Origin of the sequence: Anaerotignum faecicola (assembly GCA_024460105.1) — a bacterium.
In the GTDB taxonomy this organism is placed as follows: Bacteria; Bacillota; Clostridia; order Lachnospirales; family Anaerotignaceae; genus JANFXS01.
The window spans coordinates 171554-189867 of sequence record JANFXS010000002.1; the positions used below are offsets into that span (position 1 = coordinate 171554).

An 18314-nucleotide genomic window follows, 5' to 3' on the forward strand; every position below is an offset into this window, starting at 1 on the left:
CAGCAAAAATTTTCCCTTGTGAGGGCGGGGAGTTTTAAGCGGAGGCAACAGCATAAGAATAGGGCAAAATGCACAGGCGCAGCGAACCCAGCTCCAAGCGGCTTTAACAGGCTAATGCGCCGCTGCCGCCGTTTAAAACCCTGTATGACTATGTAAACCTAAGCGAACTGTCAATAATAAAAAACAAATAAAGTTCCGTTAATAAAACCTGTATAATTTTCCACAATATTAACCGCCGCTAAATACGCCGATTTTAAAATTTAGGCCTGCCTTCATAGATATTCCGCAGTTAAACAAATATGGCGTGCAATTTTTTAATTACACGCCATTATACCCTTTTTTAAAACCTTTAACTCGTATCAAAATCCATCCGTTTGCCAAATGACGGATATTTCTTATTTTGATAGGCAAAACGCAATTTGTGCTAAAATAAACTTATTGCCGCTGAAAAATTACTGCCTTATTTCAAACACTCCGTTAATTTATATATAATACTAAAATTCATTACACTTAATATAGTTTTTCTTTTATTTTTATTAACAAATAAATTCTATCGTTCCAAGGCGTTGGCACTCCAAGCTTTTTCCCTTCCTCAATAATCACTCCCGAAAAGCTGTCGACTTCGCTTTTGCGCTTGGCTTCTATGTCCTGAAGCATAGATGTTTTCCCAAGCGGATCGGATCCCGATATAGCTTTAACTGATTCATCAATGTCATCTTTAGTAATGTTTATTCCCTTCCTTTGGGCAACAGACATAACTTCTTCCATAACTTCCCTTAAAGCTTTTTTCAACTCAGGTATATTAATAAAACCGCCATAAGTCGCTCCTGTTATAGCCGAAAGCTGGTTCATGCTCACATTTCGCATAAATTTAATCCAAATAGCCCTAAGCATATCAACACATACCTCATTTGGAATTGTAGCCGTATCGAAAAGTTCCTTAACTGCATTAACCTCATCACTCATAACAGTATTGTCAGCCTCTCCGAACTGTATAACGCCTTCCCATGTGCAGTTAATTCCATCTTCCGTTCTTTCTGAATCGGCCTTGCTAAGCCCATAAAGAACAGTATTATTGGGATAAGCCACGCTTATTTTTTCCCGGGCTGAAACTCCGTTCATAATCGTAAGAATAACCGTGCTTGGAGCTACCAAATTTTTAACGTCGTTAATGGCGCTGTCAAGCTGATAATTTTTAACCGAAAAAATAATAAGATCTGCCTTCCATCCTTTGTTATCAGGCTCAACAACAAAAGGCATTATTTTTTCCCCGTTTATCGTTTCCCCGTTTTGCCTGAGTCTTTCGGCTCTTTTTCCTCCGGCTACGACTGCAAAATTATTTCCCATTAATTTATAAAGCTTTTTTCCGTAAACACAACCTATAGCCCCAAATCCGATTATGGCCGCTTTATTTATTTTCATAATACCCTCCTTTTAACCGTTTGTTAATTTTTCCAGCCTAAAATGCCTCCCATATCCGCCGAACGCGCTTGAGCGGCATATCGGGCAAGATACCCTTCCTGAACTTTCGATTCATATTTCCACTGCGTTTTTCTCTTTTCCAATTCTTCATCGCTTACATGGAGCGTAAGTTCTTTTTTATACACATCTATCGTCATTTTATCACCTAACTAACATTCGTAAACTATTAACTTGTTATGTATATCCATAACGAATTAATATATATAGTCATCTTTTGTTTTATTATATTGTTAAAAACAACCGTAAAGAAGTTTTATCAGGCCATTTCTGCGTTTCAATTACAACTAACCTATTATAAGTTAAACACACATCTCAAAAAAACCGATCCGATTACAATATCCACAGATATAAAATTTTACCGTGTTTTATATGAACCTGCATAATATATTTATTAAATCCTGTTATAACAGACTTATCGGCTCATACCCGTAGTAAATTCTAAAAATAAAAAGGAACGTATCAGAAAATATAGTTTATATGCTTGTATAAAAACCTCAAATTTCAATAAATCCTTTTTCCGTCATCGCCCCTTTAACCTTTCTAATCTCGTTTACATCCGCCTTGCCGTTTGATATATCCGTCACTCTATCTAAAAACTTATCTTTTACGGCATCGCCTACCAAAACAACAAATCTAACTGTATCCGTAAAAACAATATCTTTCAGTACATACTGCCCACCCATAATCATATACTGTATTTTCCCTTGGAGGCTGTAATCACATATAACTTCAAATTCGCAATATTCGCCTATTTCCGCTATCTGCGCGTTATACAAAGCTTCCTTCGCGCTTTTTCCGTAGGCTCTTACAAGGCCTCCTGTACCAAGCAGTGTTCCCCCAAAATATCTTGTAACAACTATAACGCAGTTTTTTATATCCTCTCCAGTAAGCACATTTAAAACAGGCATCCCGGCAGTACCCTGAGGTTCGCCGTCATCGCTGAAACGCTGCACTCCGTTTTTAAGCCCTATCTGATATGCGAACACATTATGTCGGGCGTCCCAATATCTTTTTTTAATTTCTTCTATAAAAGCTTTTGCCTCTTCTTCGCTTTTAACAGGCATTGCATTGGCAATAAATCTTGACTTTTTTTCTACAATTTCAGCGCTGCCCAAGTTTAGAACCGTTTTAAAGTTTTCCATATAATCACCTTTGTAAATTATAAGCTATTTTATCGTTTCAATCAACAAAGTAATTGTCATAAAAATAAAAATATCGATTAATTTTATGGACGAAATGCACCTAATCCAAACTCAAACATAATATATATCAGAATGCTTAATAGCTAAGCCATTCTAATAAAGGAGGAAAAACCATGGAAGATTTTGAAATTTGTGCAAAAAACAGAAACCAGTCAAACGAGTGTATTATAGCCCAAAAAATATTTGACCAGTGCCGCCTTCAGATCTGCTTAACGCCGTCAATGATCGGCCCTGCAAAAGCTGCCGCTCCCGGAGGGCCCGGCTGCTGCAAACCTTCGCCAAAAGGCGAAACCCTTGTCCCGCCTGCAAACGCTGTGTCTGTAAACGCATGCAACATATGCGTAAGCGATATTGCAGTATTGAACAAGTCTCCTAATCCGCTTAATAACGGAACATGGGACGTTAAAATCAGGTTCACATTCTCATATATCCTAAAGTTCTATGATAATGACAACCGCGAAATTTATTCCGCACCGGCATTCAACACCTATACAACAAGCCTTTCCCTTTACGGAGGCAACGATTTATGCGGAGTAAATTCATTTAATGAGCTTTTCTGCGGATGCGACCACAACGGCCCGTTCCTCAGCATCGACACAAACGCCGTACTTCTTGCGGCTTCGCTTCGCTACCCATGCACCAATGTAGGAGGGGCAAATAATGCCTTCTGCTGCACATGCGTCCCATGCGACTGCGGATGCGGCAATGTAAATAATAATGTATTAAATACAAATTCATTCAATAATAATTCAATCTGCGGATGCAGTAAAAACTGCGGATGCAATTGCAACTGTAACTGTAATTGCAACTGCAACTGCGGCACAGTAAGCCCGGAAGACTGCGGGCCCTCAAACCAGAACCTTGCTCCGATAGGGGTTAACACAACAATAGGCTTATTTGCTGTTGTAAGGCTCTTCAGGATTTCAAATATGTGCGTGGAAAGCTGCGGAGTCTGCATACCGGAAGAATGTACGGTAATTTCACCGGAAACGTCAGACCCTTGCGCATTCTTTGACAGCCTTGATTTCCCCACAAACCTTTTCGCTCCGCAAAGCTACTATGTGCCATCGGACGCAAACGGCACCGCGACCTATACGCCCGGCAGTTGCAATAATTGCAAGTAATCTGTCCCCAAAGGCCATATATGAATATAAATTTTATAATATAGTATAAATGCTTAGCTGAAGTATTCAGGGGTGTGCTTCTGCACACCCCCTATATTATACTTATTATTTAACCCTTAAATAAATCGGTTGTAGTATAAAACCGGTTCAATACTTTTGAAGCTGAACAGCCAATGCCGATTTCATTGAAATCGTCTGAAACGATGTTGCTTCTCGTTGAAATATTGTTCATAAACCATCCATAAATATTAATTGCGTCGCCTGTTGCCGTAGTACATATATTTTCCGCTGCCATCGTAAAATTTATGCCGGCGTTCGTCATTCTTGCAAAGGGAGTAAGGCCATTTTTGCTTGTATAGCTTCCCTTTGCAAGAGTATTCATTTCATTGCTGTGTTCTTTAGCAACGCCGTCTGAAGCGCTGTTTCTTATAAGCACAGGCAGTCCGTGCTTAACCCGGGCGCTGTTTATCATATCAAATAATTCGTTTTCGACATACTTTTCATTTTCAGCAGTATAAAACTTTGCGTCGCCTTCAAGGCCTTCCCTTATAATATGGATAGAATCTGCTTTATTATTTTCTTCCGCGTCAAAGTATACCGTGTAATAAAATCCATCTCCATGGTAAACAGCTTTTTCCGATGAAAGGCTTACATATTTTCTTGCAAATAAAGACGAATACATCGTTGAATCCGAAATGTTAGCAAATTTAAATCCTTTCGAATTTGTAAATATTTCAGCTACTTTGCCGTTTTCAATGCCCACCATTAAAAAACGGCTGTAATCCGAATTGTATATGTACCTGTCAAAACCGTATAGATTTTTGTCCACCCTGTCAGGCTCTCCCAATTCGCTTTTAACATCCTCAACATTATCGCCGATTGTAAATGATACGTCGCCAATCGTAAATATTTCCGCAATCGGTTCAAGTTCGTCAGCTTTGCCGCTTTCCTCAGATTTTTCCGATTCACCGGCGTTTGTCCCGCTGCTTTCAGTCGGCTTTGTATCTGCCGCGCCGGAAGAGCTACTTTGTTGTTCTGCCGAAGGCTTTTGCACCTGATTCGTTTCCTGTTTTCCTTTGTTTTCATCTGCACCGGATTTAGGTATCTTTGACAATATAACTATCGCCTGTTCAACTGTGGCGGCTTTTTGGGGATTGAAGTTGCCGTCGAACCCGCTTATATAACCGTTCTTTTTAAGTACATTTACAGCGTCTTTAGCCCATTGCGATATACTTGCGTCGTCTTTGAACTTGCCGTCGCTTTCAAAAACCCCTTCAAGGGGTACGGAAAGCTCGTTGATAAGCTTATACATTATAACCGCAAGCTGTTCATTTGTCGCCTGGCCGTTCGGGTTAAACTTGTCTTTGCCGACACCGGAAACAAAACCTAAATTCACAGCCGCTGTAATTTCAGGGCTTGAAGCGTCCGTAAAAGGGGATTTCCCTTCCGCCTTTATCTCTTTTCCTGTATATACCGAATAAAATTTCATTATAAGTCTGCAAAGTTCCTCTCTTGTAATTGGTTTATCGCCCTTTTGAAGCAAGTCGTCGGGCACATATCCGTTCCTTGACGCTTCTTTTATAATGGCTTCAGACCAAGAACTGCTTTTGATTTCATTTGCCGCATATACGGGCAAGGCTATAGTTATGGCAATTAAAAAAGCGGAAATTCTTCTTAAAACCACTCTCATATCTTCACTCCTTGATATTATTTATTGTTTTTATTTTAATTTAATAATACGAATCTGTTACATAATTATAACACAAATTTTAAAAATTGCAAATTGCATTACAAATCCCGAAGCTTCAAATATCTATACATACTTACAACAAGTAAAAAGACAGCCGTAAAAACCGGCTGTCCTAAAATTCAAATATATTTATTTTGCATATTCAACCGCACGCGTTTCGCGGATAAGGCTGACTTTAATCTGCCCTGGATATTCCAGTTCGTCTTCAATCTTTTTAGCGATTTCCCTTGCAAGCACAGGAAGCCCCTCGTCATTCGTATCTTCAGGTATAACAATAATCCTAAGCTCCCTGCCAGCCTGTATTGCAAATGATTTCTCAACGCCTTTAAAATTATCTCCGATTTCTTCAAGTTTCTGAAGCCGTTTAATATATGATTCCAAAGTTTCTCTTCTGGCCCCCGGCCTTGCGGCTGAAATAGCATCCGCCGCCTGGACAAGCACAGCCACAATGCTTTGAGGGTCAACATCGCCATGATGGGCCTCAACGGCATTTATAACAATATGGTTTTCTTTATACTTTTTAAGCAGTCCAACGCCTATGCTTACATGCGACCCCTCCATTTCATGATCAATGCTTTTTCCTATGTCATGGAGGAGGCCCGCCCTTTTGGCAATATTAACATCAACGCCGATTTCGGCAGCCATAAGCCCAGCAAGGTGCGAAACCTCTATAGAATGTTTAAGTACGTTCTGACCGTAGCTTGTCCTGTATTTAAGTTTTCCGAGAAGCCGTACAAGTTCGTGGTGAAGCCCGTTAACGCCTGTTTCAAATGTAGCCGCTTCTCCTTCGTCCCTGATAATGACTTCAACTTCTTTTTTGGCTTTTTCGACCATTTCTTCAATTCTCGAAGGATGCACCCTTCCGTCCACAATAAGTTTTTCAAGGGCAATCCTCGCAACCTCTCGTCTTACGGGGTCAAATCCCGAAAGTATAACCGCCTCCGGCGTATCGTCGATTATAAGGTCTATTCCCGTTAAAGTTTCAAGAGCCCGTATATTCCTGCCCTCACGGCCTATAATCCGGCCCTTCATTTCATCATTCGGAAGCTGTACAACCGATACGGTGGTTTCCGTAACATGATCAACCGCACATCTTTGTATCGCGTTTGCGACTATTTCCCTGCTTCTTTTTTCCGCTTCAATCTTCGCTTTGGATTCAATATCTTTAATCATAATAGCAGCTTCATGTTTCACATCGTTTTCTATTGTGCTTAAAAGGTAATTTTTTGCTTCTTCAGATGTAAGTCCTGAAATTCGTTCAAGCTCATGAAGATGCTTTTCCTGTATCGCCTCAACTTCTTCCCTTTGTTTTTCAAGCTCGTCAAGCTTTTTGTTAAGCTGTTCCTCTTTTTTCTCAAATGAATCTGATTTTTTGTCAAGGGTTTCTTCTTTTTGGATCAACCGGCGTTCAGTTCTTTGAAGTTCGTTTCTTCTTTCACGAACTTCCCTTTCCAATTCATTCTTAGTACGTAAACTTTCTTCTTTTGCTTCAAGAAGAATTTCTTTTTTCTTTGCTTCCGCTTCCTTCTTGGAGTCTTCAACTATTTTTTCCGCCCTGCTTTCAGCTACGCCGATTTTTGCTTCTGCAATGTGTTTTCTATAGTTAAAGCCTATCAGTAAGCCTAGTACCACTCCAATAACTCCAATAATAATTGACATGATTAATGGGTCTATGGGAAACACCTCCTTAGTAAAATTCATAATAACGGCGTAAAGTACGCCTTTTTAATTTTAATTCTTTTTAATAGTCATGTCAAGGTTGATTTACGTCTTTTTTACCTTTATATCCAAATATGCACAAAAAATATACATTATAATTTGTATTTTTTATAATTATATATCAAAAAAAGCCCTTAAAAAATGGGCTTTTATTTTAAGGCATAATAATTTCTTTTCAGTCATCAGCGCCAAAAACAGTCTTGATTTGCTATTTTGAGCATCGGAAAAGTATATTTTAATATATTTTGTATGAATATGCGTAAAGTTAATGCAAATATGTTATTTACATAAATTTTGCAGTATCTTCAATAGTCATTCCGTTATGGACGGATATATTAATAGCGTCGGAAATAATTTTTGCAAGCCTGTCAATAACCGCGTCAACCTCTTTGGGCGTTACAAACATATTGCCTGCATATGGAGTCAAAGTATCATATATGAGCTGATATCTGTCCTCGTCATCTATGCTTTCAAGCATTTCATAAAATTCACTGCCTTCTTCAACGGCGTTGGCCATTTCTTTAAGCATACTTCCCATTGTGTCGTTAACAAGGGTTGCCGCGTCTACGACAGTCGGAACTCCTATAGCTATAACCGGCACTCCGAGAGTTTCCTCATTAAGAGCCTGCCTTTTGTTTCCCACTCCGCTTCCCGGTATAATACCGGTATCCGAAAGCTGTATTGCCGCGTTTATCCTTGACGAGCGCCTTGCCGCCAAAGCATCTACGGCAATAACAATATCGGGCTTCATCTTTTCCGAAATGCCTTTGATTATTTCGCCCGTTTCAATCCCCGTTATGCCCATTACTCCCGGCGATACGGCTGCGGCCGGCCTCACCGCTCCGTCAAGTTCTTCCGGAAGGGTATCAAACATATGTCTTGTAACAAGTATGCGGTTAACAACCTTAGGACCGAGTGCATCCGGAGTAATATTCCAGTTTCCAAGGCCGACAATAAGAAATGTAGAATCGCTTTTCGCCGAACAAAGCTCGGTAATACATTCAGCAAGCTTCCTTGTTATTTCCTTATGGCATGCCGGATCGTTTTCTCTAAGGCCGGGGCTTTCTATTGTTATATAACTTCCGAGAGGTTTGCTCATGGCCCTGCTTCCGTTTTCGTTTATAATTTCAACGGTTGTTATATCCATATACTCATTTTCTTCGGTATTTACAACTATGCCGTCGTCAATATCGCCCTTTTCTTCTTCAATTATTTCTCGGGCTTCCACGGCCAAATCTGTCCTGACGGAAAATTTTTGTTTTTTATCCATTTTATTAACACCACCTTGCCGTTATTTTGTCTGTATAAAAAAATTCTATACATTTTATTTATTTTTGTAACCGGAAAAGCCGCAGATGAATATATTAATATTCAAGGTAGCCTTTGGGGGTGTTTGTTTGTCGGACAATAACAGCGGATACACCTTTTCCTACAATAGCAGCAACTCCTTCCCTCAGCCACTTTCGCCCGAGGAGGAGGAAAAATACATCCAACTGCTTAAAAACGGGGATGCGGAAGCCAGAAACATATTAATAGAACGCAATCTTCGGCTTGTAGCCCATATAGTCAAAAAATATTCCGCCGCAAAGGACAGCGAGGATTTAATTTCAATAGGGGCAATAGGGCTTATAAAGGGAATATCCTCATTTAATCCTGACAAAAATACACGTTTGGCAACATATGCAGCCAGATGTATAGAAAATGAAATTTTAATGCACCTCAGAGCCACAAAAAAATATATAAACGATGTGTATCTTCAAGACCCGATAAGCAGTGACAAAGAAGGGAACGAAATAACTATACTAGACGTTATAAGCCAAACCGGAGAAACGGTAAGCGATGCGGTTGACTTGGGATTTGATATAAAAAGCCTGTATGAAAATATGAAAACTTGCCTCAAGCCCCAGGAAAAACTTGTTATAGAACTAAGGTACGGATTATACGGAAAAGAAGAAGTTACTCAGCGTGAAATCGCAAAGCTTCTCGGCATATCACGCAGTTATGTAAGCAGAATAGAAAAACGGGCGATAAAAAAACTCCACACGGCAATGTGCTGTGAAGAGTAAAAATAAAAAGCCGAAAGCTGAACGCTTCGGCAATACATATGCAGTTAAACATCGTAATCTTTATTAAAAACCTTTCAAATTAAAATCTTTCAAAAAAATATATACTTTCAAGACTAATTCCGAAACGTCTCTTCTGAAAATCAAATATCCTCTTTTCACTTTCTCCAAACTTCAGCCTCTTTAAAATCAGGAATTATATTGCCGCCGATAATTTCATGTCAAAATGCTTCGGATAAATTTCATGTTCTTTTAATTTGCATTTTTAAAGTTTTTCGGCAATATTCAAAAACACGAACCACTTTTTATTTTTAAGAAGTATACTGCGTTTATAAAGTTTGTTTTTCGATAACGTCGTATCGGCCTGCATAGGCTGACCACAGATTTTATTACACAGCAGAAAATATCCTGTCCATATTAAAAACCTCCGAAAAATCCATGCGGCCTGTGTATCCGCAAAAATGTTCGGAGGTTTTTAATAAAATTTACAAATTAAAGACTGTTAACAAGCTTTGTAAGTGAAGATTTTTTCCTTGCACAGCTGTTTTTCTTTAAAATACCTTTTGAATACGCCCTGTCAATAGCGCTGATTGCGCCTTTTAAAGCCGCCTGAGCCGCTTCTTTATCTTTAGCCTCAACCGCAACGATAACTTTCTTCATAGCAGTTTTCGTGCTTGATTTAATCATTTTGTTAACTAATGTTTTCTTTGCTATAACTTTAACTCTTTTCTTTGCAGATTTAATGTTTGCCACGTGTTTTTCCTCCTAATAAAATCTATATAAATTCCCGTTATAGTATTAGTTTAATTTAGCCTTAGCAGTGTCAACCAACTTTGTGAAGCCTTCAGCGTCGCTGACAGCTAAATCTGCGAGCATCTTTCTGTTCATGTTAATGTTAGCCAATTTCAAGCCGTGCATTAACTGGCTGTAAGATATATTGTTAAGCCTTGCGGCAGCGTTAATCCTTGTAATCCAAAGGCTTCTGTATTCCCTTTTCGTCTGTTTCCTGCCAGCAAAAGCGTAAGCCATGGCTTTCATTACAGACTGTTTTGCAGTTCTGTACTGTTTGCTCCTTGCCCCGCGGTAACCTTTAGCTAATTTTAAAACTTTTTTATGTTTTTTTCTCGCATTAAGCGCACCTTTTACTCTTGCCATTGTAACTTCCTCCTAATCATATTGACAGTATTAAACGTACGGTAACAATTTCTTCTTGATTGAATTCAAAACAGTCTTGTCTGTTAATGTAGACTTTCTTAAATTCCTTTTCCTCTTAGTTGATTTTTTACCCATAATATGCTGAGTATTGGCTTTATGTCTTTTAAGCTGACCTGTTCCGGTAACTTTAAAACGTTTTGCAACTGCTTTTTTTGTTTTTAACTTAGGCATAATTTATATCCTCCTTAAATAACCGTAAAATGTAATTTATCATACCTTTGGAGCCAGGAACATAACAAGGCTCCTTGCTTCCATTTTAGGCGCTTTGTCTATAACACCGAATTCGGAAATGTCGTTAGCGAAACTTTCAAGTATAGCTACAGCAGTTTTGGAATGTCCTATTTCCCTTCCCCTGAAACGTATGCTTATTTTGACTTTATCACCGTTTTTAAGGAATTCGATAGCTTTTTTCACCTTAACCTGAACGTCGTGAGTATCAATACTTGGAGATAAGCGAAGCTCCTTAACGTCTACGGTTTTTTGTTTCTTTTTGGCTTCCTTTTCCTTTTTCGCCTGATCAAACCTGTATTTCCCGTAGTCCATAATCTTGCACACAGGCGGTTTTGCATTTGGGGCAATCTTAACTAGATCAAGATGCCTCTCGTCCGCCAACTTCTGCGCTTCTTTAGATGAAACAATACCAAGCTGGTTTCCTTCATCATCAATAAGCCTTACTTCCTTATCCCTAACCTGTTCGTTAATCATTAACTCAGTAATCGCACTGCACCTCCCAAAAGAATATAAAAAAAGTGGATAGAAAACTATCCACTCTCAAAACATCATAATACGCCCCAAAGGCAAATCAAAGTTCTGTATTAACCGTTGCCGCTTAAACTGCAAGGTGAGAAGTGGATACTTCTACTTTGTTACCTCTGGGAGTATATCACATCTTAATTCACAAGTCAATATAAAATTCAATTATTTTCCCTTGTTTCAATTTCTTTTTTCATCCTTGAGATAACTTCGGCCAAATCTTTCTGCCCTTCGTCTCCGCCTGCCCTTGTCCTTACGGAAACTTTGCCTGCCTCAAGGTCTTTTTCTCCGACAACGATTATATAAGGTATCCTTTCATTCCTTGCTTCCCTTATCTTATAACCGATTTTTTCCGCCCTTAAATCGGTTTCAACCCTTATGCCGGCGGCTGAAAGTTCGCCCGCAACTTTTTCGGCATATTCTTCATATTTTTCGGAAATCGAAAGCACCTTAGCTTGCACAGGTGAAAGCCATGTAGGAAACGCGCCTGCAAAGTGCTCAATTAAAATACCTATAAACCTTTCAATAGATCCGAAACATACTCGGTGTATCATGACAGGACGTTTCTTTGAACCGTCTGCCGCAGTATATTCAAGATCAAAACGCTCCGGCATCTGCATATCAAGCTGTATTGTGCCGCACTGCCATGTCCTGCCAAGGGAATCTTCAAGGTGGAAATCAATTTTAGGCCCGTAGAACGCACCGTCGCCCTCGTTTACAACATAATCTATGTTATTTGCTTTAAGAGCCGCAATAAGGCCGTTTGTCGCCGTTTCCCATGCTTCGTCGCTTCCCATGCTGTCTTCGGGACGGGTTGAAAGTTCTATATGGTATTTAAAGCCAAACAGCCTGTAAACTTCGTCAATAAGAGCTATAACGCCGCTTATTTCTTCCGGTATCTGTTCTTCTGTCATGAATATATGCGCATCGTCCTGGTTAAAACAGCGCACACGCATAAGCCCGTGAAGGGCGCCGCTTTTCTCATGCCTGTGTACAAGGCCAACTTCCGCAACCCTCATGGGAAGATCCCTATATGAATGAAGATCCTGTTTGTAAACAAGCATGCCGCCCGGGCAGTTCATAGGTTTAACGGCAAAGTCCTCATCATCAATAACCGTCGTGTACATATTATCTTTGTAATGATCCCAGTGGCCGCTGTTCTCCCAAAGCTTCCTGCTTAATATAATAGGCGTTGAAATTTCAACATATCCGGCTCTCTTGTGTATTTCTCTCCAATATTCCATAAGCGTATTTTTAAGCACCATGCCCTTAGGAAGGAAGAACGGGAAACCGGGGCCTTCATCAAGGAGCGCGAAAAGTTTAAGTTCCTTGCCCAATTTCCTGTGATCGCGCTTTTTAGCTTCCTCAAGAAGGTTTAAGTACGCCTCAAGCTCGCTTGCTTTAGTATAAGCAGTACCGTAAATTCTCGAAAGCATTTTATTTTTTTCGCTTCCCCTCCAATATGCACCGGCAACGCTCATAAGCTTAACGGCTTTAACATTCTTCGTAGACATAAGGTGGGGGCCCGCGCAAAGATCCGTAAAGTCGCCTTGTTTATAGAATGAAATTTCGGAGCCTTCCGGCAGATCCTCAATCAGTTCAACCTTATAAGGTTCGCCCTTTTCCTCCATAAACTTAACGGCTTCATCGCGAGGGAGCGTAAAACGTTCTATTTCAATATTTTCTTTTGCAATTTTCTTCATTTCCGCTTCGATTTTTTCAAGCTCGTCCTCTGTAAAAGGCGTTGCCCTGTCAAAATCATAATAAAACCCGTCGGCTATGGACGGACCGATAGCAAGCTTTGTTTCAGGAAAAAGCCTTTTCACAGCCTGTGCCATTATATGGCTTGCCGTATGCCTGAAAGCCTTTTTCCCTTCTTCATCATCAAAAGTGCATATGCTGACTTCCGAATCCCTGTCAACCACAAAGCGTAGATCTTCCGTTTCCCCGTTTACAATACCGCAGCATGCGTTCCTTGCAAGGCCTTCGCTTATGCTTTGGGCTATTTCAAGTACGCTTACCGCCTTTTCATATTCTTTAACTACGCCGTCTTTTAAAGTTACTTTAACCATTTCAAATATTCCCCTTTCAAAAATAAATTTATATCCCAAAACATAAGAAAGCTCCCGCCCTTTTCCCATGCTTTGAGAAAAAGGGACGAGAGCTGTTATTCCCGCGGTTCCACCCTAATTGTATAAAACCTCTTCATTATGGCCTTTAACGCAGCCGCGCGTGCTTGATTAGAGCCGCTCCGGGGCAGTCTTCGTTTTGCCGGTTAATAAAAATGCTTTCAGCCGTGTCATTTTCTCTCTTTAAAAACCCTCTGCAAAACTACTTTTCCCATCATCGCTTTAACTACTGTTGATTATATCACATAAAACTATGCTGTCAAGGCAAATTGCAAAAATAAAAAAACGCAAAGTTTCGGCAAAAATTTTAAAAATATATGGATTAAAACTTAAAATATGATATACTCTCCATTTGAGGAGATGATTTAAAATGTTTTATGCAGATTACCACACACATTCGAGCTTTTCTTCCGACAGCAGCACACCCATTGAGGAAAATATAATAACGGCAATCAATATCGGCTTAAAGGAAATAGCCGTTACAGACCACATAGATTTTGACTATCCCGATCCGGAATTTCCTTTTTTATTTGACTATGAAAAATACGCCTGTGAAATATCGCGCCTTAAAGAAAAATATAACGGCCAAATTGTCATAAGGACAGGCGTTGAAATAGGAATACAGCCCCATGTTTACGGCCTTATAGAAGAACTTGCATGCAGAAATTATTATGATTTCATAATAGGCTCAACCCACTGCGTCGATAAATTCGACCTTTGCACCGACGAGTTTTTTAAAGGCAAATCAAAACACGAAGCCTATGCGGGATATTTCAAAGACGTGCTTAACAATGTAAAAAATACGGACTTTTTCAATGTCTACGGGCATATAGACTTTATAAACAGATACGGCGGATTTAAAGACAGAACTATGGATTACGGCGAATTCAGCTTTATAACCGACGAAATATTAAAAACGCTTATAGAAAAAGGGAAAGGTATTGAAATTAATACTTCCGGGTTCCGTTACGGTCTCGGCCACTGCCATCCTCAGGCCGAGCTTGTAAAAAGGTATAGGGAACTCGGCGGGGAGATAATAACCGTCGGAAGCGACGCGCACGTACCAAAAGATATTGCCGCCGATTTCGATAAAGCATATCATGTGCTTAGGAAATGTGGATTTAAATACATTACAATATTTGAAAACAGGAAACCGTCGTTTATAAAAATATAACAGCCGCAATTACATACCAGCCTGCTCAAAACGGATTTTAACATAATTCTAAAGGCATAACAAAGGCAATAAATTTTTAGTTTACAACATAATTTATAAATACGGCCCTAATTCATATAAGTCCCGTATATTAAATCAGCTTTGATAAGCTTTCTTTATATCAATTTAACAATACACGTCCTTAACCTGCATTGTATTATTAGAAATTATAAGCGACGTTATGTATTTAGCGGAAGGAGGAGCCAATTTATGGCTGAACAAAGTATAACCGAACTTGGCAAAAAGCCCGTAAAAACCGTGTTGTCATTATCAGTTCCGGCAATAGCCGAACAGCTTTTAACCTCGCTTGCGGGGCTTATAGATACAGCCATGGTCGGCTCTATCGGCGCGGCGGCTACTGCAAGCATCGCAATAAACATATCAACCATATGGCTTATTGACGGCTTTATAACGGCTTCAAGCGCCGGCTCTATGTTTCTTGTTGCACGAAGTCTTGGCGAAGGCAATAAAATCATGGCTAAACGCATAACGCGGCAGTCCATAACAGTTGCCGTTATACTTGGACTTATATTGTCTTTAATTACGCTTGCAGTATCCGGATCGCTTCCTTACTGGCTCGGCGCCGAAAAAGACGTTATCCCCCTGGCCATTACATATATGCGCATATATGGCTTTACATTTATTTTCCAAGCAATAGCGGTAACTATTTCCTCTATTTTCAGGGCGGCGGGAAATACAAAAACGCCGTTTTTGATTAATGCCGCGGCAAACATCGCCAATATAATAGGAAACTTTCTGCTTATATATCCAACGCGTTCCGTGTTCGGAATGTCCGTATTCGGAGCCGGTTTAGGAGTCGAAGGCGCCGCCTTATCGACGCTTATATCTAAAATACTTGCGGCAATATTTCTGCTCATATTTATAGTACGGATGAACTCGCCTGTAAAGATCTCAATAAAAGGCGATTACCGCGTATCTATATCAAACCTAAAAAAACTGTTGGCAATCGGTATCCCCGTTGCGGCTGAAAGAAGCACGCTTTCTATAGGCCAGGTAGCGCTGACAGGTATAGTTTCGCGCCTAGGCACCGTTGCATTGGCGGCACATTACTTAACAAATAACATAGAAAGCCTGCTGTATCTGCCGGCATACGGATTTGCTTCAACTGCAACGGCCCTTGTAGGCCAGTCGCTGGGAGCTGACAATTATTCGCTTGCCGATAAGTTTGCCGGACTGATACTTAAAATAAACAGTATATTTATATTGTCAATATGCGTTCCGATGTTTATAGTTTCACCCTTTGTGCTCGGACTGTTTTCACCTGATCCTAATGTTATATCACTGGGAACCATAACGTTTCGCATGACGCTTGTAACAGAAGTATTTTTTACAATCTCCGTTGTAGCAAGCGGTATATGCCGCGGCGCCGGCGACGTAAAATTCTCGCTTTGGGTTAGCATAATAGGTATGTGGGTTATCCGTATAGGCCTTGCGTATGTGATGGCATATCCTTTCGGTTTAGGGTTAATAGGAATTTGGATTGCGGTAGGTATTGACATATTTATACGCGGCATTCTTTTTATACTTAGGATAAACAGCGGAAAATGGAAATATATCTGGAGATAGAAAGGCCGAAAAATTTAAAACGCAGTGTGCCGACTAAGTTCAATATTTTTATGAAAACAATCTGAGGCTTGGAACTAAGTTCCAAGCCTTTAAAATTTTAAATTTATTTCGTTTACAGTTTACAAACAAATACTTTATAAACTGTCTATTAATTTACCGTCTATTTTATATTAAATTCCGCAAACAAAAAACAGCGCGGCATTGTATTTAAATATACATAAACTTTTATTTATCCATTAGGCTTTAGCTTTGAATATTGCATAAACACGTATAAAATCATGTCATTCGCAATTAATAAAATACAAGCCTTTAATTAATTATTCCTCAAATTCGCCGAACTTCCTAAACCTTTCATATCTCTTGCAGATAAGTTCGTCTTTGTCCATTGCGCATAGAACTTTAAATTCGTTGATAAGGCTTTCCCTTATAATATCGGTTGTAAATCTAAGGTTATTTTCGATTCCTTCCGGAGCTTCGGGAATAATTTTTTCTATAACTCCGTTTTTAATAAGATCCTTAGCTGTTAACTTCATAAGCTCGGCCGCCTCCCCAGCCTTTGAAGGATCTCTCCAAAGTATGCTGGCAAACCCTTCCGGAGAAAGTACTGCGTACATTCCGTTATCAAGCATCCAAACTCTGTCGCCTGCGGCAAGCGCCAAAGCCCCTCCGCTTCCGCCTTCGCCTATAAAAATAGAAATAACCGGAGTTTTAATTCCTGCCGTTTCAAAAAGGCATCTGGCTATAGCTTCTCCCTGGCCGCGTTCCTCAGCGCCAATACCGCAATATGCGCCTGACGTGTTTATAAGGAAAACTACCGGCCTGCCAAATTTTTCAGCCTGCTTCATCAGCCTTAAAGCTTTCCTATAACCCTCAGGATTTGGAGACCCGAAATTTCTTTTGATATTTTCCTCTATAGTATGGCCTTTCTGAACGCCAATCACAGTAACCGCTCTGCCTTTAAGGCTTGCTATTCCTCCGACAATAGCCCTGTCGTCGCCAAAACATCTGTCGCCGTGCAGTTCAATAAATCCGTCGAATATCTCGCGGATAAACTCCAAAGAAGTCGGCCTTGTAACCTTCCTTGCATTTGCTAAAACTTCCGAAGCATTACTCATTAAAGCCCGCCTCCTTTTGTTTATGCAGCTTTATAAGATTACTTAAAACGTCTTTCATTTTTGTGCGCTTTACAATTTTATCTATAAATCCATGTTCAAGCTGGAACTCCGCGCTCTGGAATCCTTCAGGCAGTTTCTCATTGATAGTGCCTTCTATTACCCTTTGCCCTGCAAAGCCTATAAGCGCCCTTGGCTCTGCAATTATAATATCTCCAAGACTTGCAAAACTTGCGCTTACGCCTCCCGTTGTCGGATCAGTTATAACCGAGATATAAAGCAGGCCCTCATTGCTGTGTTTTTTTAGGGCCGCACTTGTTTTGGCCATCTGCATGAGTGAAATTATCCCCTCCTGCATCCTCGCTCCTCCCGAAACGGTAAATATGATAACCGGAAGTCTCATTTCAGTGGCACGCTCAATGGCCCTGGTAACTTTCTCGCCGACAACAGAACCCATAGATCCCATCATAAAATTGCTGTCCATAACAGCTATAACAGCATCCTCGCCGTTAATTTTTCCTCGTCCGCTTATTACGCCGTCTTTTATGCCGCTTTTTGCCCTTGCACTCTCTATAACCTTTTCATAATTCGGATAATCCATAGGGTTTTTTGCCCCCATGTTTTTATCATATTCTATAAATGAACCTTCGTCGCATGTAACGGCAATACGTTCCATTGCCGAAAGCCTGAAATGCCCTCCGCATTTTGGACAGATTTTAAGTTCGTTCATCTCTTTTTTGTATATAAGCTTTTTGCAGTAACTGCATTTAACCCACATACCGTCGGGAACGACAGGCTCCTCATTTCTGTCGGAAACGCCCTCGTCTTCCGGCGAACGGCCCAGAATTATATAGTTTTTCTTTTTAAAAAGCTTCATTCAGGTCACCTGCTATTATATAGATTGATTATTCCAACGCCCAAAGCCTTACAGATATTCTCAATAATACCGGCAAACCATATTCTGC

17 protein-coding genes and 2 other annotated features are annotated in these 18314 nt (G+C 40.1%); of the genes, 4 read left to right on the forward strand and 13 right to left on the reverse strand.

What is annotated here, in order from left to right; genetic code table 11:
- Window positions 1–510: 510 nt before the first annotated feature.
- From NE664_03495 to NE664_03505, 3 genes are all read right to left on the reverse strand, one after another.
- Window positions 511–1422 carry a 2-dehydropantoate 2-reductase gene (locus tag NE664_03495; protein ID MCQ4725726.1) on the reverse strand — a complete coding sequence of 304 codons (912 nt, stop codon included), beginning with the start codon at window positions 1420–1422 and terminating at the stop codon, window positions 511–513.
- A gap of 23 nt (window positions 1423–1445) precedes the next feature.
- Window positions 1446–1619 carry a dihydroxy-acid dehydratase gene (locus NE664_03500; protein MCQ4725727.1) on the reverse strand — a complete coding sequence of 58 codons (174 nt, stop codon included), beginning with the start codon at window positions 1617–1619 and terminating at the stop codon, window positions 1446–1448.
- Window positions 1620–1976: 357 nt separating this feature from the next.
- Entirely contained in the window at window positions 1977–2624 is a 648-nt protein-coding gene (locus tag NE664_03505; protein ID MCQ4725728.1) for a YigZ family protein, read from the reverse strand.
- A gap of 173 nt (window positions 2625–2797) precedes the next feature.
- Here NE664_03505 and NE664_03510 point away from each other — a divergent pair, with 173 nt between their 5' ends.
- On the forward strand, window positions 2798–3808 hold the full coding sequence (locus tag NE664_03510; protein ID MCQ4725729.1) for a hypothetical protein: 1011 nt from the start codon (window positions 2798–2800) through the stop codon (window positions 3806–3808).
- A gap of 109 nt (window positions 3809–3917) precedes the next feature.
- Here NE664_03510 and NE664_03515 read toward each other — a convergent pair whose 3' ends face one another.
- The 3 genes from NE664_03515 to gpr form a co-directional block, all read right to left on the reverse strand.
- Entirely contained in the window at window positions 3918–5498 is a 1581-nt protein-coding gene (locus tag NE664_03515) for a CAP-associated domain-containing protein (GenBank protein MCQ4725730.1), read from the reverse strand.
- 189 nt (window positions 5499–5687) lie between these two features.
- Window positions 5688–7217: a ribonuclease Y gene (rny, locus tag NE664_03520; protein ID MCQ4725731.1), complete on the reverse strand. Its 1530-nt coding sequence runs from the start codon at window positions 7215–7217 to the stop codon at window positions 5688–5690.
- A gap of 343 nt (window positions 7218–7560) precedes the next feature.
- Window positions 7561–8547, reverse strand: coding sequence for a GPR endopeptidase (gene gpr, locus NE664_03525; protein ID MCQ4725732.1), 987 nt, complete (start codon window positions 8545–8547; stop codon window positions 7561–7563).
- 127 nt (window positions 8548–8674) lie between these two features.
- Between gpr and sigK the strand changes: the two genes are divergently transcribed.
- The gene (gene sigK, locus NE664_03530) at window positions 8675–9343 is read left to right on the forward strand and encodes an RNA polymerase sporulation sigma factor SigK (protein ID MCQ4725733.1); all 669 of its coding nucleotides are present in this window, start codon (window positions 8675–8677) and stop codon (window positions 9341–9343) included.
- A 489-nt stretch (window positions 9344–9832) separates the two neighbouring features.
- Here the strand turns inward: sigK and rpsT are convergent, their stop codons facing one another.
- The 5 genes from rpsT to thrS form a co-directional block, all read right to left on the reverse strand.
- Entirely contained in the window at window positions 9833–10093 is a 261-nt protein-coding gene (gene rpsT / locus NE664_03535) for a 30S ribosomal protein S20 (protein ID MCQ4725734.1), read from the reverse strand.
- 45 nt (window positions 10094–10138) lie between these two features.
- Entirely contained in the window at window positions 10139–10495 is a 357-nt protein-coding gene (gene rplT / locus NE664_03540) for a 50S ribosomal protein L20 (GenBank protein MCQ4725735.1), read from the reverse strand.
- Between the two features lie 30 nt (window positions 10496–10525).
- Window positions 10526–10726 carry a 50S ribosomal protein L35 gene (gene rpmI / locus NE664_03545; GenBank protein MCQ4725736.1) on the reverse strand — a complete coding sequence of 67 codons (201 nt, stop codon included), beginning with the start codon at window positions 10724–10726 and terminating at the stop codon, window positions 10526–10528.
- Between the two features lie 39 nt (window positions 10727–10765).
- Window positions 10766–11260, reverse strand: a complete 495-nt coding sequence (gene infC, locus NE664_03550) for a translation initiation factor IF-3 (GenBank protein MCQ4725737.1) — start codon at window positions 11258–11260, stop codon at window positions 10766–10768.
- Between the two features lie 30 nt (window positions 11261–11290).
- Window positions 11291–11425: a sequence feature (ribosomal protein L20 leader region), on the reverse strand.
- A gap of 44 nt (window positions 11426–11469) precedes the next feature.
- Window positions 11470–13380 carry a threonine--tRNA ligase gene (gene thrS, locus NE664_03555; GenBank protein ID MCQ4725738.1) on the reverse strand — a complete coding sequence of 637 codons (1911 nt, stop codon included), beginning with the start codon at window positions 13378–13380 and terminating at the stop codon, window positions 11470–11472.
- Between the two features lie 78 nt (window positions 13381–13458).
- Window positions 13459–13664: a binding site (T-box leader), on the reverse strand.
- A 143-nt stretch (window positions 13665–13807) separates the two neighbouring features.
- Between thrS and NE664_03560 the strand changes: the two genes are divergently transcribed.
- Together NE664_03560 and NE664_03565 are read left to right on the forward strand one after the other, a co-directional pair.
- Window positions 13808–14611 carry a histidinol-phosphatase HisJ family protein gene (locus tag NE664_03560; protein ID MCQ4725739.1) on the forward strand — a complete coding sequence of 268 codons (804 nt, stop codon included), beginning with the start codon at window positions 13808–13810 and terminating at the stop codon, window positions 14609–14611.
- A gap of 249 nt (window positions 14612–14860) precedes the next feature.
- Window positions 14861–16237 (forward strand): MATE family efflux transporter, encoded by a 1377-nt coding sequence (locus tag NE664_03565; protein MCQ4725740.1) that lies wholly within the window; start codon window positions 14861–14863, stop codon window positions 16235–16237.
- A gap of 317 nt (window positions 16238–16554) precedes the next feature.
- Here NE664_03565 and NE664_03570 read toward each other — a convergent pair whose 3' ends face one another.
- Both NE664_03570 and accD read right to left on the reverse strand, forming a co-directional pair.
- Window positions 16555–17352: an acetyl-CoA carboxylase carboxyltransferase subunit alpha gene (locus NE664_03570; GenBank protein ID MCQ4725741.1), complete on the reverse strand. Its 798-nt coding sequence runs from the start codon at window positions 17350–17352 to the stop codon at window positions 16555–16557.
- Window positions 17345–18226, reverse strand: a complete 882-nt coding sequence (accD, locus tag NE664_03575) for an acetyl-CoA carboxylase, carboxyltransferase subunit beta (GenBank protein ID MCQ4725742.1) — start codon at window positions 18224–18226, stop codon at window positions 17345–17347. Before accD ends, NE664_03570 begins: the two co-directional genes overlap by 8 nt.
- Window positions 18227–18314 lie beyond the last annotated feature (88 nt).

What these genes read in the sequence shown, in the direction of transcription:
- NE664_03505 (MCQ4725728.1), bottom strand. Translation starts at nt 2,624, where the DNA reads ATGGAAAACTTTAAAACGGTTCTAAACTTGGGCAGCGCTGAAATTGTA.
- NE664_03495 (MCQ4725726.1), bottom strand. Translation starts at nt 1,422, where the DNA reads ATGAAAATAAATAAAGCGGCCATAATCGGATTTGGGGCTATAGGTTGT.
- NE664_03510 (MCQ4725729.1), top strand. Translation starts at nt 2,798, where the DNA reads ATGGAAGATTTTGAAATTTGTGCAAAAAACAGAAACCAGTCAAACGAG.
- NE664_03560 (MCQ4725739.1), top strand. Translation starts at nt 13,808, where the DNA reads ATGTTTTATGCAGATTACCACACACATTCGAGCTTTTCTTCCGACAGC.
- NE664_03500 (MCQ4725727.1), bottom strand. Translation starts at nt 1,619, where the DNA reads ATGACGATAGATGTGTATAAAAAAGAACTTACGCTCCATGTAAGCGAT.
- accD (MCQ4725742.1), bottom strand. Translation starts at nt 18,226, where the DNA reads ATGAAGCTTTTTAAAAAGAAAAACTATATAATTCTGGGCCGTTCGCCG.
- NE664_03570 (MCQ4725741.1), bottom strand. Translation starts at nt 17,352, where the DNA reads ATGAGTAATGCTTCGGAAGTTTTAGCAAATGCAAGGAAGGTTACAAGG.
- NE664_03565 (MCQ4725740.1), top strand. Translation starts at nt 14,861, where the DNA reads ATGGCTGAACAAAGTATAACCGAACTTGGCAAAAAGCCCGTAAAAACC.
- gpr (MCQ4725732.1), bottom strand. Translation starts at nt 8,547, where the DNA reads ATGGATAAAAAACAAAAATTTTCCGTCAGGACAGATTTGGCCGTGGAA.
- NE664_03515 (MCQ4725730.1), bottom strand. Translation starts at nt 5,498, where the DNA reads ATGAGAGTGGTTTTAAGAAGAATTTCCGCTTTTTTAATTGCCATAACT.
- thrS (MCQ4725738.1), bottom strand. Translation starts at nt 13,380, where the DNA reads ATGGTTAAAGTAACTTTAAAAGACGGCGTAGTTAAAGAATATGAAAAG.
- rpmI (MCQ4725736.1), bottom strand. Translation starts at nt 10,726, where the DNA reads ATGCCTAAGTTAAAAACAAAAAAAGCAGTTGCAAAACGTTTTAAAGTT.
- rny (MCQ4725731.1), bottom strand. Translation starts at nt 7,217, where the DNA reads ATGTCAATTATTATTGGAGTTATTGGAGTGGTACTAGGCTTACTGATA.
- rplT (MCQ4725735.1), bottom strand. Translation starts at nt 10,495, where the DNA reads ATGGCAAGAGTAAAAGGTGCGCTTAATGCGAGAAAAAAACATAAAAAA.
- infC (MCQ4725737.1), bottom strand. Translation starts at nt 11,260, where the DNA reads ATGATTAACGAACAGGTTAGGGATAAGGAAGTAAGGCTTATTGATGAT.